16 protein-coding genes are annotated in these 15040 nt (G+C 37.5%); 14 read left to right on the forward strand and 2 right to left on the reverse strand.

Annotated features, from left to right (window positions below; translation table 11 throughout):
- Nucleotides 1-221: 221 nt before the first annotated feature.
- Nucleotides 222-1214 (forward strand): DUF4143 domain-containing protein, encoded by a 993-nt coding sequence (locus tag GJU39_RS11575; protein WP_154280960.1) that lies wholly within the window; start codon nucleotides 222-224, stop codon nucleotides 1212-1214.
- 193 nt (nucleotides 1215-1407) lie between these two features.
- On the opposite strand, the gene GJU39_RS11580 is transcribed toward GJU39_RS11575, so the two are convergent.
- Together GJU39_RS11580 and GJU39_RS11585 are read right to left on the reverse strand one after the other, a co-directional pair.
- Nucleotides 1408-3783: a M1 family metallopeptidase gene (locus GJU39_RS11580; RefSeq protein WP_154280961.1), complete on the reverse strand. Its 2376-nt coding sequence runs from the start codon at nucleotides 3781-3783 to the stop codon at nucleotides 1408-1410.
- Between the two features lie 5 nt (nucleotides 3784-3788).
- Nucleotides 3789-4376, reverse strand: a complete 588-nt coding sequence (locus GJU39_RS11585; RefSeq protein WP_154280962.1) for a HupE/UreJ family protein — start codon at nucleotides 4374-4376, stop codon at nucleotides 3789-3791.
- 225 nt (nucleotides 4377-4601) lie between these two features.
- On the opposite strand from GJU39_RS11585, the gene GJU39_RS11590 reads away from it, so the two are divergent.
- The 13 genes from GJU39_RS11590 to GJU39_RS11645 all read left to right on the forward strand — a co-directional run bounded on the left by GJU39_RS11590 (nucleotide 4602) and on the right by GJU39_RS11645 (nucleotide 15040).
- A complete protein-coding gene (locus GJU39_RS11590; protein WP_154280963.1) occupies nucleotides 4602-5108 on the forward strand; it encodes a DUF6702 family protein in 507 nt (168 codons plus the stop codon).
- A gap of 133 nt (nucleotides 5109-5241) precedes the next feature.
- The gene (locus GJU39_RS11595) at nucleotides 5242-6522 is read left to right on the forward strand and encodes a DUF7033 domain-containing protein (RefSeq protein WP_154280964.1); all 1281 of its coding nucleotides are present in this window, start codon (nucleotides 5242-5244) and stop codon (nucleotides 6520-6522) included.
- Between the two features lie 63 nt (nucleotides 6523-6585).
- Nucleotides 6586-7230 (forward strand): uracil phosphoribosyltransferase, encoded by a 645-nt coding sequence (gene upp, locus GJU39_RS11600; RefSeq protein ID WP_154280965.1) that lies wholly within the window; start codon nucleotides 6586-6588, stop codon nucleotides 7228-7230.
- Nucleotides 7231-7237: 7 nt separating this feature from the next.
- Nucleotides 7238-7393, forward strand: coding sequence for an arsenate reductase/protein-tyrosine-phosphatase family protein (locus tag GJU39_RS23885; protein ID WP_245227822.1), 156 nt, complete (start codon nucleotides 7238-7240; stop codon nucleotides 7391-7393).
- 8 nt (nucleotides 7394-7401) lie between these two features.
- Nucleotides 7402-7554, forward strand: coding sequence for a hypothetical protein (locus GJU39_RS23890; RefSeq protein ID WP_245227823.1), 153 nt, complete (start codon nucleotides 7402-7404; stop codon nucleotides 7552-7554).
- Nucleotides 7555-7587: 33 nt separating this feature from the next.
- Nucleotides 7588-8286 carry a YjjG family noncanonical pyrimidine nucleotidase gene (locus GJU39_RS11610; RefSeq protein WP_154280966.1) on the forward strand — a complete coding sequence of 233 codons (699 nt, stop codon included), beginning with the start codon at nucleotides 7588-7590 and terminating at the stop codon, nucleotides 8284-8286.
- 22 nt (nucleotides 8287-8308) lie between these two features.
- Nucleotides 8309-8827 (forward strand): DinB family protein, encoded by a 519-nt coding sequence (locus GJU39_RS11615; protein ID WP_154280967.1) that lies wholly within the window; start codon nucleotides 8309-8311, stop codon nucleotides 8825-8827.
- 205 nt (nucleotides 8828-9032) lie between these two features.
- On the forward strand, nucleotides 9033-10352 hold the full coding sequence (locus tag GJU39_RS11620; protein WP_154280968.1) for a flippase: 1320 nt from the start codon (nucleotides 9033-9035) through the stop codon (nucleotides 10350-10352).
- Entirely contained in the window at nucleotides 10349-10996 is a 648-nt protein-coding gene (locus tag GJU39_RS11625; protein ID WP_154280969.1) for a class I SAM-dependent methyltransferase, read from the forward strand. Before GJU39_RS11620 ends, GJU39_RS11625 begins: the two co-directional genes overlap by 4 nt.
- A 92-nt stretch (nucleotides 10997-11088) precedes the next feature.
- On the forward strand, nucleotides 11089-11850 hold the full coding sequence (locus GJU39_RS11630) for a class I SAM-dependent methyltransferase (RefSeq protein WP_154280970.1): 762 nt from the start codon (nucleotides 11089-11091) through the stop codon (nucleotides 11848-11850).
- A 297-nt stretch (nucleotides 11851-12147) separates the two neighbouring features.
- Nucleotides 12148-12558 (forward strand): GxxExxY protein, encoded by a 411-nt coding sequence (locus tag GJU39_RS11635; RefSeq protein ID WP_154280971.1) that lies wholly within the window; start codon nucleotides 12148-12150, stop codon nucleotides 12556-12558.
- 80 nt (nucleotides 12559-12638) lie between these two features.
- The gene (locus tag GJU39_RS11640; RefSeq protein WP_154280972.1) at nucleotides 12639-13553 is read left to right on the forward strand and encodes a glycosyltransferase; all 915 of its coding nucleotides are present in this window, start codon (nucleotides 12639-12641) and stop codon (nucleotides 13551-13553) included.
- Nucleotides 13554-13585: 32 nt separating this feature from the next.
- Complete coding sequence (locus GJU39_RS11645; RefSeq protein WP_245227824.1) at nucleotides 13586-15040, forward strand: alpha-L-fucosidase; 1455 nt, start codon at nucleotides 13586-13588, stop codon at nucleotides 15038-15040.

A 15040-nucleotide genomic window follows, 5' to 3' on the forward strand; every position in this document is an offset into this window, starting at 1 on the left:
TAAAAAAGCATAGACCATCCTGATCAGTACGTAATATGGTAAATTTCTTAAACCAAGCCCTCATTTAAATTCTTAAATTACAGGATACTTCAAATACGAAAAGCGCTCTAACAAACCTTAAACATACATTAACCTAGTAAATCGAAAGTTAAACTTTCGATTTACTAGGTTAATGTATGTATTTGTGACATGTTAATCATCAGAAATTTAGCTGCCCAATTGTGCATTCGTTTAAAAAAATCGCCGGCAATAGCCATATTAAGGCCCAGGCAGGTTGGCAAAACAACGATAGCCAGGCAACTGGAAGAACATTACATTTATCTGGATATGGAAAATCCAGAGACCTCGCAAAGCTTGAAGATGCTTATACTTTTTTAGAGAACCTACAGGATCAAACTGTGATTATTGACGAAGTACAATTGCTCCCGGAATTATTTTCCTTATTGCGACCATTAATTGATGCTAAAAGAACCCCGGGCAGATTTATACTTCTTGGGTCGGCTTCGCCGGAATTAGTAAAAGGCATCTCTGAAACCTTAGCAGGCAGAATTTCTTATAATGAACTTAGTCCGATTGGTTTAACAGAACTACCTGACGAAATAACATTTGAGCAACATTGGTTTAGGGGTGGATTTCCGGAGTCACTTTTATCAGAAAACGATCAATCAAGTAAAGAATGGATAGATGATTTTATTGTAAGTTATGTAGAGCGGGATTTAGCAAAAATGTTTGGTGTGGAGTTAGCACCTAAATTATTAAGAAATTTCTGGAGTATGCTGGCGCATTTAAATGGAAATCTCTTTAACGGAGAATCTTTCGCAAGATCGTTAAGTGTAAGTGCCCCAACTGTTAACAGATACCTTGATTTTCTGGAAGGTGGTTACCTCATCAGGCGCTTGCAGCCCTGGTATGTGAACGCAAAGAAACGACTGGTAAAATCTCCTAAAACCTATGTACGCGATACCGGAATTTTACACCGGTTATTAAATATTCAGGATTACGACAGCTTATACGGTCACCCGGCAATAGGTGCATCCTGGGAAGGCTATGTAATTGAACAAATTGCCCAACTCAAAACGGCACAAACCGAATTATTTTTTTATCGCACGCAAACAGGAGCAGAATGTGATTTGGTAATTGTGCAAGGGGTTAAACCAATAGCATGTATAGAAATTAAGCTGTCTAATGCACCAACAGTTTCCAAAGGGTTGTGAATTGCACGCAATATCTTGAACCTTTACATCAATACATCATCACGCCTAAAAGTGAAACCTACAAAACAACAAATGGAATAATAGTAACTAATATTAAGCATTTTCTCTCTGTAATCTTACCAAAAATTTTATAACAAAAATCCTCATTGATTTACTCAATGAGGATTTAACAAAAAATTAGATCTATAAATTATTACTTGCCCGCAGCAACCTTCATTGGGTTTGAGCCAACCGACTGGCCACGAACCGCACCTCCGGTTTTTGCTTTGAAAGTTCTGAATTTACTTTCTTTTACCTTTCCACCCCAGCTATTATTTGCCGTGTCGATATCAGCGGTTTCACGAAGCGGATCTACCAGAATTGATTCTACTTCTTTATCTTTTACATAGAATTTGGCTGTTTTCAACTCATTATGTCTCCAAATCTGAGCCGGAATACGGTCAATCTCCTTTGTTCCATCTTTATAAGTAAACTCCACAATAATCGGCATCACCAAACCACCTTTGTTACTAAAACTCAATTCATATAAAAATTTGTCTTTATACTTATCCTGTTCCGCTTCTTGCACGGGTTCGAAAGGCAATGCTGTTTCTACTTTACTGGTAAGCGTAGTATCAACGTTTACCAAACCTCTGTCATACTTATAATAAAAATCTTGCGCTGCTGCATTTTTATCCACATAGAAGTTACCTTTCTTTTCTTCTTTATTTCTAATTTTCGAAATATCTTCAAAGGCATTTACAGCAGGCTTATCAATTTTAAGCATTCTCGATCTTGCTGCCGGAACTTCTTTGGGAAAATCTGCTTTTGCAAATTTCACACTATCCAAAGAGATATCGCAAGGGTCTGTTCCATAAAACCAGCCTCTCCAAAACCAATCTAAATCTTCGCCACTGGCATCTTCCATTGTGCGGAATAAATCTGCAGGCTCCGGATGTTTAAATGCCCATCTTCTTGAATATTCTTTAAAGGCATAATCAAATAATTCTCGTCCCATAATGGTTTCGCGAAGGATATTCAAACCAGTTGCAGGTTTAGAGTAAGCATTTGGACCGAAACGGGCAATATTTTCAGAATTGGTCATAATAGGTTCCAATTCATCTTTCGGTAATTTCATGTAATCAACAATAGTATAGGCAGGGCCTTTTTTACTAGGAAATTTGTTGTCCCAAAGTTCTTCGGTTAAATATTCAACAAAAGAATTTAAGCCTTCATCCATCCAGGTCCACTGGCGTTCGTCACTGTTTACAATCATTGGGAAGAAGTTGTGTCCAACCTCATGGATTATTACACCCAACATTCCGTTTTTTGTGCTTTCGCTATACGTTCCATCTGCATCAGTACGGCCGTAGTTAAAACAGATCATCGGATATTCCATTCCGTTTGCAGCTTCAATGCTTTGCGCCACAGGATATGGATAAGGGATGGTAAAATCAGAATATGTTTTTATTGTATGTGCAACAGCCCTTGTAGAGAATTTACTATACAAATTATAAGCTTCTTTGCCATAAAAACTCATACACATTACGGTATTGTTATTGGCCTGAATTTTTTGTGGCATGGCATCCCAGATAAACTTCCGTGAGGAAGTCCAGGCGAAATCACGCACATTATTGGCATTGAATACCCATGTTTTTTTAGCTGTTGATTTTTTTGTTTCTGCAATTTTAGCTTCTGCCAAAGTTTGAATTTCTACAGGGGCAGTGGCTGTTTTAGCAGAATTGTATCTGCTAAGTTGTGCAGGCGTTAACACGGCACTATAATTTATACACTCGCCTGTTGAACCCACTAAGTGATCTGCAGGAACCGTCATTTGTACTTTGAAATCGCCAAAAGTTAAGGCAAATTCTCCCCTGCCTGTAAACTGATGATTCTGCCAACCCTGAAAATCGCTATAAACACAGAGACGCGGATACCACTGGGTCATCGTAAATAAATAGTTTCCATCAGCCGGGAAGAATTCATATCCTCCACGACCGCCAACACTCATTCTATCTGTAATTTTGTAGGTCCAGTCGATATTGAAGATAAACTTCTGACCAGTTTTTAAAGCCACTGGTAAATCTACCCGCATCATGGTTTTATTTACTGTATACTTTAAGTTTTTTCCAAGCGCATCGGTAAGTTTGGAGATATTGATCCCATTCCCGTTATCTTCTTTTGCACTTAGTTGATCCAGGCTTTGCGTAGTTCCAACGGCTGCCATTTTGGTCGCATCCTGATAATTGGCACTTTTACTTGTGCTGTGCTCATTTTCATCAAGCTGTAACCAGATATAAGTTAACGGATCCGGGGAGTTGTTGGTATAAGTGATGGTTTCGGCTCTTTTTAAAAGCAGGTTTTTCTCATCCAGTTCACACTTAATGTTATAATCAGCACGCTGCTGCCAGTATTTCACCCCCGGTGCGCCACTTGCCGTACGTTGCTCATTTGGGGTTGGCAAAATAGTTCCCAATTGCTCAAACTTATTCCCGTGGTTGCTACCCGGGTTATTCTGAGTGTTTTGAGCCATAGCCAAACTACCGGAAAACAGCAGCAGGCCAGATAATGTAAATAGTTTATTAATCATGCTTTTTAATTGAAGGGAATTCGCTCTAAAGCCATTTTTAAAGCCAGGCTAAATACGGCTGCTGATATAAATAGAACCCAGCTAATTCGTTTTATGTTTGTGTAGTTAAAAGTAAGAAAAGTAATGATCAAAACGATTAACACCATAAAAATCTGTCCGGCTTCTAAACCTACATTGAAACCAAATAAACCCCAGCCCATATTTTGATCCTTAGCCAACATCATTCTAATAGAATTGGCGAAGCCCATTCCATGAATCAACCCAAAACCCAGGGCAAGAAAATAATTTATCCTTACCGATTTCATGTCAAAATCCGTCCTGAACAGGTTACTCACCGCAGTAATCACAATGGTACAAGGAATTAAAAACTCTACCCAGTCACTATCAAATCTGATAACATCTAAAACACTAAGCAATAAAGTGGCAGAATGGCCAATGGTGAAAGCGGTAACGAGGATTAAAACCTGTTTGATATTGGTATAACTATAAATTGCAATCAGTGCTAAGATAAAAAGCTGGTGATCTAAAGCATCAAGACTTATAATGTGTTCCCAACCTAACTTAAAATAAAAGACAAAATCTTGTAAAGGCATGGATAAGTAGGTTATCTATAGAAGCTTTATGTTTTAACGGCATAAAATTAATTTTTTTAGTGTAGAAATGTAACATTATATTAAAAACACCTGCCTAAATACCAAACTTGTTACTAATTAAGGGTAAAAATCATTCCAACCGACTACTTCTACGCTTCTACAATTAAAAAAAGGCATTAATATCGTAGCTTTGATTTCAATTATTTATAAAGATTAAATTAACATATGCATAAACTAAAGTTTCTTCTTCCGGTACTATGCCTGGTTTACTTAAGTCTCCCGGCTACAGTTCGGCATCCGCTGCACGTAAGTACAGCAGAACTGAGTTTCAATGCGAAAGAAAAATCAGTTGAAGTAAGCTGCAGGATTTTCACTGATGATTTTGAATCCATTCTGGCTAAGCTATACAAACGAAAAACAGATCTTTCCAAGCCATCTATGAAACCCGAAATGGATGAAATTGTAAAGAAATACCTTACCAGCCACCTTCAGGTTAAAGTGAATGGCAAGGCTGTTACTTTGCAGTATGTGGGTTTTGAAATTGATCATGAAGCCACCAATATCTATTTGGAAGTGGATCAGGTTAGTACAATGAAAACTGCTGAAGTTACGAACACCATTTTATATGATCTGTTTGATGATCAAATGAGCATCATCCACGTAACGAATGGGAAAAAACGCAATAGTACCAAGATTCTTTTTCCTGATAAGACGTTCACAACAAACTTTTAAAAAGGTACATTGTATTAATATTAAATTGGTGTTAAATACCGTTAACATATAATATCTCGCTAACCTGATGTTCATCCCAGTGAGAATACTATTAATAATCTTAGTTATACATTGCCAAATTGTTTAAATAAGTATGCATTTAATCGTTTTCTCTGCAATTTTAACCCCCAGGATAAAATATATTTTCAATTTTATATTTAGGGATATCCTCAAGGCTGAGGTTGAATTTACTGGAAATAGTCAGTTTTTTTTGGAAAGTAAGCAGGCTAAAATAAGCTATGGTGATGTTCCACTCGGGAATGAACTCTTTTTTAAAAGTTCAGCATTGCTCTTTTCAAATAAGCTCGAAGAAACAAAAATTAAAATAACTTCCTTTGGAGAATATCAGGTGCCTTTTCCCGTTCAAAATTCCCTGCTCCCTTTCGATGTTTTTGCCGCTTCTTTTTTTATAGTAAGCAGGTACGAAGAGTATCTTCATCAACAGAAAACGCAGGAAGATTTTAAAGCAAGTAAAAGTTATCAGTATAAATGGAAAATTCTTGATCGCCCTATTATAGATGAATGGGCACTTATTTTAAGAAATATTATCCTTACTAAATATCCGCAATTTAAGTTTTATGAGAAAAATTTCGCGCAACAGCCTACAGTTAATTTTGATGTTCCTGCGCAAATCCCAACTGGTTTTACCAATAAAGCCAAGTTCTTTTTTAATACGATTGTAAGCAAGGAGAATAATTTTATAAGTGCTGGTTTTGATCGCCTTACCGGCCTTGACATTAACATTGAGCAGGTATTACAAGGCGTTGCTACCTATTTTAACCTTAAGAAAATTAGCCCGGTTTACTTTGTTGGTTTTCCGGAAATACCCGATGATTATATTGGCATTACGGGCATCTCTAAAATCCTGACAGCAGCACCAGTTGGCTTATTAAGACCTTGTGCCAGCGACAAACAGAAAATCAGTCATGTTAAGGCAGGACTTTCAAAGCTCAAAAAAATACTTCCCGAACAGGTTAATCTAAACAGCCAGCAACTTGAAGTACTGAAGTTTCCACTTTGTTACCTTAACCTGCTCAACAGTGCCATAACTTCAGATTATTCTATGGGTTATGCTGAAACGCCGGGTTTTAGAGCAGGTACCTGCACAGCATTTAGCTGGTACGACCTGCAACTGGAAAAGGTAACTCCTTTAAGTGTAAAGTCATACTGCTTCACCGATTCTGCACTCGAACCGTTAAATATTCAAGATATTAATGAATTAATAGCACATTTTATAGATTCGGTAAAAGTGGTAAAAGGTACGCTTGTAAGTAGCTGGAAATTGAGAACCCTATCTACACATTTGAAGTATAAAAAGTTAAATACCGCTTTTAAACAAATGCTGGAATACGGGGGAAGCCAAATTTCCAATTAACCTTTTATAGGAAATTGGTAGATTTACCATCAGTTAATTAGCCTTAAACAGATAAATAACATCATGATTTTTGATCTAAGTAAAACCAAATCAATAGCCAATACCTTCATAGCCGAACTTCGGGATGAAAATACCCAGAAAGATTCGATGCGTTTTCGAAAAAACCTGGAGCGTGTTGGAGAATTTTTCGCTTACGAAATTAGTAAATCTCTCGCTTATGTAAGCAAGGAAGTAACTACACCATTAGGGGTATCTAACTGCGAGGTATTGGCACAACAGCCGGTATTGGCCACTATTTTAAGGGCTGGTTTACCGTTGCAGCAAGGTTTGCTCAATATTTTTGATCAGGCAACGTGTTGTTTTATTTCTGCTTTCAGGAAACTGGAAAAAGGTGGAGACTTTATTATCCAAATGGATTATATATCAACGCCAGACCTTGACGGACGAATTTTAATTATGGCCGACCCGATGTTAGCCACCGGGCAAAGTATGGTAATGTGTTGTAAGGAACTGATAAATCGCTACAACATTTCCGAATTACATATTGTAGCTGCCATTGCCAGTGCAGAGGGCGTAGCACATGTGCGTGCCAATTTGCCAAAAGCAAAATTATGGCTTGGCGCAATAGATGAAGAAATGACCAGCAAATCTTATATCGTTCCCGGGCTCGGCGATGCCGGTGATTTGGCTTACGGTGAAAAAGTTTAACCCGTAAATGAATATTCTTTTTGTTTGTAGCCGGAACAAATGGCGAAGTGCTACTGCCGAGAGCATTTTTAAAAATCATCCCATCCATCAGGTTCGATCTGCAGGAACCGAACCCTCAGCAAGAATAAAACTTTCTGCAAAACACCTTACCTGGGCTGATTAATTTTCGTGATGGAGAAGAAACATAAGCAAAGAATTATAGAAAAGTTTAGTCATGAAAATAATCACGCAGAAATAATTGTGCTTAACATTCCTGATGAATATCAGTATATGGATGAAGCGTTAATTGAAGAACTAACCACAAAAGTTTCAGATTTTCTGTAAAGCAACCGATAACCCCTACCTTTGCCAGCAAACATGCATCAACATAAAAAACACATCTTCTTTGATCTGGATCATACCATTTGGGATTTTGATCGCAATGCAGAAGAAACGCTGAATGAGTTATACGAGACTTACAACCTGAAAGGTTTAGGTCTTCATTCCTGTTCTGATTTTATCATTGCTTATACCGAGAATAACCATCAGCTTTGGGCCGATTACCACCTGGGAAAAATTACAAAAGATTTCCTCCGGGCTGAACGATTTAGCAAAACATTTATCCAATTGGGCATTAGCCCTGATGTGGTTCCACATCAGTTCGAAGATGATTATGTATCAATCTCACCAACCAAAACCAATTTGTTTGAAGACGCAGAACATGTTTTGGCTTATCTGCAAGAAAGATATACCCTCCATATTATTTCGAATGGCTTCAAAGAAACTACGTTGACTAAAATGAAGCTTTCGAACCTGAATCCCTATTTTAAAAATGTAATTATTTCAGAAGATGCGGGTGTAAACAAACCAAATCCATTGATTTTTGAATATGCTTTAGAAAGAGCAAAGGCAAGAAAAGAGGAAAGTATTATGATAGGTGATAGTTTAGAGGCTGATATTTATGGAGCATTGAACTTTGGATTGGAAGCTATCTTTTTCAACCCGCTGAAAAAAGAGAAACCTGCCGACGTGACTAACCAAATTACACACCTTAAAGATCTATTGCATTTATTCTAAGCGGAGATGCTTATATTTAAAAATGAATACAGCAAAGGTCAGGGTTTCTATACAGCAAATCATAGCTTCCTATAAATCAAAATTATCTGCCTACGCTGATCATGATTTCCAATGCACACCGCCAATAGGTGGCTGGAGCTATAGCGAGGTTTATTCTCATATTTTTGATGCCAGCCTGCTCTCTTTAATTGCCTTAAATAATAGCACAACCGAAAAGGGGGAAAAAAAACCGACTCACTTTATAGTCAGGCTGATTTTACTACTGGGTGCGCTACCTCCTGCAAAAAAGTACAAGGTGCCCAGGAGGATGGCAGACCGCGTTAAAAAAATCAGTAAAACGGAAGCTTTAGATTTTATCATCGAATTTGAAACTGCGCTTGAAAGTTCTTATCAAACAATCCCAACCGCAGACCTGCAATTGAAAACGAAACACCCACGTTTAGGCTATCTAAATGCTAATCAATGGTTAAGGTTTATAGAAATACACCTCAAACATCATTTAAAGCAATTGGAAAGAATAGAAAAGAGTTTCAAACCATAGGACATTTGCAATTGGTGCTCCATTAAATGCTAAACCAGTAGCACCTGCCACAACCACCAGTAGCCAGCCTAAAATTACTCAACAGGCACCAGCAAAAGTTGCTAAAGGAATGAATCCGGCACATGGCCGGCCGAACCGCAGGTGTGATATTGCAGTTGGTGCACCGCTCACCTAGTTAACGCATTTTTTTTACATCTTTGCGCTAATGAAATTACCAGGCATAAAAGGTTTTGATGAAGAAGCGTTTAACAAGTATTTAAAAAATACAGGCTGGTTGATGTTTGGTAAGATAATTAGTCTTATTGTAAATCTAGCCATCACACGATATCTGGGGCCAATTTTATTCGGAGATCTGAGTTTTGGATTATCCCTGGTAGCTATTCTGGCTGCAATTGGGGGTTTAGGCCTTGATACCTTTATCATCCGTGAAGTTATTCAGGAACCCTCCAAAAGAGACGAAATTTTAGGCACGTCTATAGTTCTTAGAATGGTTGCAAATGGTTTACTGATTCCAATTGCAATCGGAATTTATCTCATGAGTCATAGTTTATCTTCAAACCCTGGCTATTCACTTACCTTGTTGATCGCGTTACTAGCATTTGCATCATTTTTTAAATCATTTAACGTAATTGATTCTTTTTTTCAATCACAGGTACAATCTAAGTATGTTGTACAGATACAAAATTTGAGTCTTATTATTACATCAATATTTAAAGTTCTGATCATTACCTTTAGCCTACCGTTAATCTATATCGTTTTTGCCTACATATTAGATGCAGTAATTCTGGCTACCGGCTTAATAGTTGCTTACCAAAACCGAGGTTTAAAGATATTAAACTGGCGTTTTAACAAAGAACGGGCAAAGTTCTTACTGATAAAATCTTCACCCTTAATTCTTTCTGCTGTAATGGTTACCATCTATATGAAAATAGATGTAGTAATGTTAAAAAGTGTTGGTAGTAAGGCCGTCGGAATCTACAGCAGCGCACAGAATTTGAGCGAAGCCTGGTATTTTATTCCGAGCGCTATCGTAACTTCCGTTTTCCCTGCGTTATTAAATGCTCGAAAAACAGACTTAAGCAGGTATGAAAAACGCCTTGGAAACTTATATGATTTGCTGGTTTACATTAATATTCCCATTGCCATATTTATTAGCTTTTTCGGTGCAGATATTATTCACATTGCCTATAGCGGAAAATATGATGGTGCCGGACCAATGCTTTCGATCCATATCTGGTCGGGTATTTTTGTTTTCTTAGGGATGGCCAGCTCTCAGTATTTAATTGCAGAAGGTTATACAAAAATTTCATTTTACCGCACTGCTGCCGGCGCGATGGCAAATATCTTGCTAAACTTCTGGCTTATTCCAAAATACGCAGGTGTTGGTGCGTCAATAGCAACATTAATTGCCTGTTTTATTTCTACTTTTTATGTTTTATTAATTCCAAAAACGAGGCATCAGGGGATAATGATGTTAAAATCGTTATTTTTGATCACCGCATTTCAAAAAATACTTAAACGTTGAGCACTTTAAAAGCACTAGCAGCACTAATTGCAAAGCCTAACCGGCTGAAAGCATTATTATCATACGGACATAAAGGTTATTTAAACAGCATTGGCTGGTTTACCGCTTTTGACCAGAAACAGGCCGTTGATGGCGAGGGTAAAGCATTACCCTGGGTTACGTATTCCTTTATCGATTTCATTAGAAACAGGATAAATAAAACACAACACATCTTTGAGTACGGCTCTGGTAGTTCGACCATTTTCTATGCTGAAAGGGCCGGAAGAGTTACTTCCGTAGAACACGATAAAGGTTGGTTTGATAAGGTTAAAGGTACCAGCCTGGCAAATGCCGAAATGATTTTTTGTGAGTTACATCGCGATGGTGAATATGCCAGAAAAGCAACGCTATTGGGCCATAAATTTGACATTATCATTGTTGATGGGCGTGATCGTGTAAATTGCTGTAAGTATAGTTTAGCTGCTTTGTCTGCTAATGGTGTAATTGTTTTGGATGACAGTGAGCGCGAAGTTTATGAGCCAGCAAGAATTTTACTGAAAGAAAATGGTTTCAAAGAAATCAGTTTTAGTGGTATTTCTCCGGGGTTATTCTATGAAAAAGCTACATCTGTGTTTTACAAAGAAAACAATTGCCTGAATATTTAGAAAACCCTGCTTTTCCTCAATCCACAATTAAACGTTTGTAATGAACGTTTAAACTCATATCCAACCTTAAAAACCACACCCGGCACAACATTATGATTGATGAAAATTTAAAAGCAGCTTACGATAATTTTTACAACAACAATGATATGGCCTGGCGAATGTTAGGTGCAAAATATAAAGCAAAAAATATTGTAGATGTTTGTAAAAACATCAAGCCAGAAAAAGTGCTGGAAGTTGGTGCCGGCGATGGCAGTATTCTTCATTTTTTAGATGAATGGAACTTTTCGCCCGAACTTTATGCGTTAGAAATTGCGCAAAGTGGCGTTGATCGCATTAAACAAAGAAACCTATCGAAACTTAAAGATGCCAGAACTTTTGATGGCTATAAAATTCCATATGCGGATGATTCTTTTGATTTGATAATTCTTGCACATGTGCTGGAACATGTAGAGCATGAGCGAATCCTGATTAGGGAATTGAAACGCGTAGCGAAATATATTGTGGTTGAGGTGCCCAAAGATTATCGCTTTGGAGTAGATAAAAGAGTAAAACACTTTTTAGATTACGGTCACATTAATATGTATACGCCTACATCGCTACGTTTTTTACTCCAGAGCGAGGGATTGGAAATTTTAGAAGATAAAGTTTCTATGACCGCTCCTGAAACAGTTAAATTTAATGAGTTTATAAACAGGAAAATGCCTAAAAGCATTGTTAAAAACCTCAAGATTGAACTCGAATATCACCTTAAGAAAACCATGGGAAATTTCCTTGGTTTGAAGAAAAAAGAACAATTTGCTAACGCTTACACGGTGTTAACCAAAAAATCAGATCAGAACCTGCAAATATTTTAGTTTTCTAATAATTAAACTGTAGAAAATTAGTTCTCAAAACTGACAGGCTTATTTAATGCATAAATCAGAGTGATTTTTTTCTACCATCTAAGAGACATAAAAAGAAAATACAAGCCGCAGGCGTATAAAAACGTTAGTTGTTATTGAGCTTCAATAATCTTACATGCCTTATATGGTAAATAATAGATAAGCTAAATAAAAATATTATACCTATTATAATCTTAACCAATAATTGTTACATTGTATTCAAATCAATTGTCTCTATGTAAACTACATCCCTTAAATAAATAAAAAGGCATGTTATTAACCAGAAACTACTTAAAAAATTTAGTCTACCAAGTAAACGGAGCTGCGATTGAAGTACATAAAACATTAGGCTCCGGACTTCTTGAATGCACCTATCACCAATGCATGGTTCATGAATTGAATACCAGAAAAATAAATTTCAAATCAGAATTAGTCATTCCAGTTAACTATAAAGGACTGGAAATTGATGCGGCACTCAGATGCGATTTATTGATTGAAGATTGTTTAGTCGTTGAATTAAAGTCCGTAGATCATATTGCTCCAATTCACGTAGCTCAATTATTAACCTATATGAAGTTATTATCTTCGCCGTTAGGATTGATGATAAATTTCAATTGTACACATATCTTCACCGAAGGACAAAAAACATATGTAAACGAAACATATGAATCAATTTATTAATATATTTTTGTATTCAGCCTATACAACTCAGAAATCAATCTGATTATTTACATTAAAAGTGATAGGTAGAAAATCGAAGCATGCAAAATCTTGCCCCAATCGCCCTTTTTGTTTATAACCGTCCGCAGCATACCGAACGAACATTGAAGTTTTTGCAACAGAATGAACTTGCTGAAGAAAGCAGATTATTCATTTTTTCTGATGGTGCGAAAAGTTCTCACGATGAGGAAAAAGTAGCCGAGGTAAGATCAATTATTAAAAAAATTGATGGTTTTAAGTCTGTTAAAATTTTTGAAAAAAAAGAAAATTCGGGCTTAGCCAATGCTGTGATTGCTGGCGTAACCAAACTAATTAAAGAATACGGGCAAGTCATTGTTTTCGAAGATGATTTAGTCAGTTCTCCGCATACCCTTACTTATTTCAACGAGGCTTTAAAACGATACCGCAATGAAGAAAAAGTAATGCACATTGGCGCCTACATGTATCCTTTAAAAACAAAAAACCTTCCTCAATCATTTTTTTTCAGGGCAGCAACCAGTTGGGGATGGGCAACATGGGAACGTGCCTGGGATTACTTTGAACCCGATATAGACACCTTGATCAGCCAATTTGATCACAAGAAAAAGATGGCTTTCTCCATTGATAAGACAATGAACTTTTGGAAGCAAATGCAAGAGTTTAAAAAAGGCAAAAACAACAGCTGGGCCATTAGGTGGTATGCATCAATTTTTTTAAAAGGCGGGTTAACGCTCAATCCTTCGCAATCATTGGTCAACAACATTGGCCATGATGGCACAGGGGTACATTCAGGCATAAACGACATCTACAATGTAGCCATTAACCCAAAGCCAATTACGCAATTTCCAGATGTAATTGAAGAAGATAAAACCGCTTACGAAGTTATAAAAGCTTTCCTGGCAAACAGAAAAGGTAGTATCGCAAAAAGAATTAAGCGATTTATTAATGAAAAACTCAATCAATATTTTTCAAAGTAATCACAAATAGTTATTATTCGTATTTTAGTCTGATGATGAAGTCTGTATTCCTGTTTCTAGCCCTTATTTCTGCAACTGTTTATGCCCAGCATCCGCCAAAACCTTACGGAGCCCTACCGTCTGAAAGACAATTGGCCTGGCACGACATTGAAGTTTATGGATTGATTCATTTTACACCCACCACCTTTGAAAATAAAGAATGGGGCTTCGGCGATGCTGATCCGAAAACGTTTAATCCGAGCGACTTTAATGCCGGACAAATCATAGCAGCAGCAAAAGCCGGAGGTTTAAAAGGAATTATCCTGGTAGCAAAACACCATGATGGTTTTGCGCTTTGGCCTGCGAAGACGACTGAATATAACATCACAAAGAGCCCTTACAAGAATGGGAAGGCAGATTTAGTACGGGAGGTAGAACAGGCTGTTCGTAAAAACGGATTAAAATTTGGCGTTTATTGTTCCCCATGGGACAGAAACAATTCGCTTTATGGAACCGATAAATATTTAGCCATTTACCAGGCCCAACTTAAGGAATTATACAGCAACTATGGTTCGCTTTTTATGAGCTGGCATGACGGTGCAAATGGCGGCGATGGTTATTATGGCGGAGCAAGAGAGAAAAGATCAATCGATAATACCACCTATTATGATTGGAAAAATACCTGGGCAATCACCCGTAAAATGCAGCCTATGGCAAACATTTTTAGCGATATTGGCTTAGATATTCGTTGGGTTGGAAATGAAGATGGCCATGCCGCTGAAACCAGTTGGGCAACTTTTACTCCAATGGCTCCCGATGGAAAAAATGAGGCTGTTCCCGGACAGGCAAATTATCCACAAAGCCCTGGCGGGATAAGAGATGGCAAGTTCTGGATGCCTGCCGAATGCGATGTGCCTCTAAGAAAAGGCTGGTTTTATCACCCTTCAGAAAAGCCAAAAACACCAGAGCAGTTATTTGATTTATACCTAAAAAGCGTTGGCCGTGGCGCAGGATTGGATTTGGGTTTAGCACCCGATACCAGAGGCCAGTTACATGCTGATGATGTGGCGGCTTTGAAAGGTTTTGGTGATATGGTACGAAATACTTTTGCGAAAAACCTGGCGAAAAACGCCTTGGTCAAAGCAAGCAATGTACGCGGACAAAAGTTTAATACCGCTTTCCTTTTAGATGGAAATAAACAAAGTTATTGGGCAACAAGCGATAATGTGCATCAGGCCAGCCTGGAACTGGATTTGAAAGCAGTCCAAACATTCGACATCATTAGTCTTCAGGAATTTATCCCGTTGGGCCAAAGAATAGAAGCTTACACCATAGAAGTTCTTAAGAATAATCAATGGAAGAAAATCTTTGATGGAACCAGCATTGGCGCAAAGCGATTAATCAAACTTGATGAACCAGTAACCACAAAAAAAGTTAGAATCAACATTACAAAGTCGCCGGTTTGTATTACACTAAGCGAAATTGGGCTATATAAAAAAGTAGAATAG

Source organism: Pedobacter petrophilus (assembly GCF_009674725.1).
GTDB lineage: Bacteria > Bacteroidota > Bacteroidia > Sphingobacteriales > Sphingobacteriaceae > Pedobacter > Pedobacter petrophilus.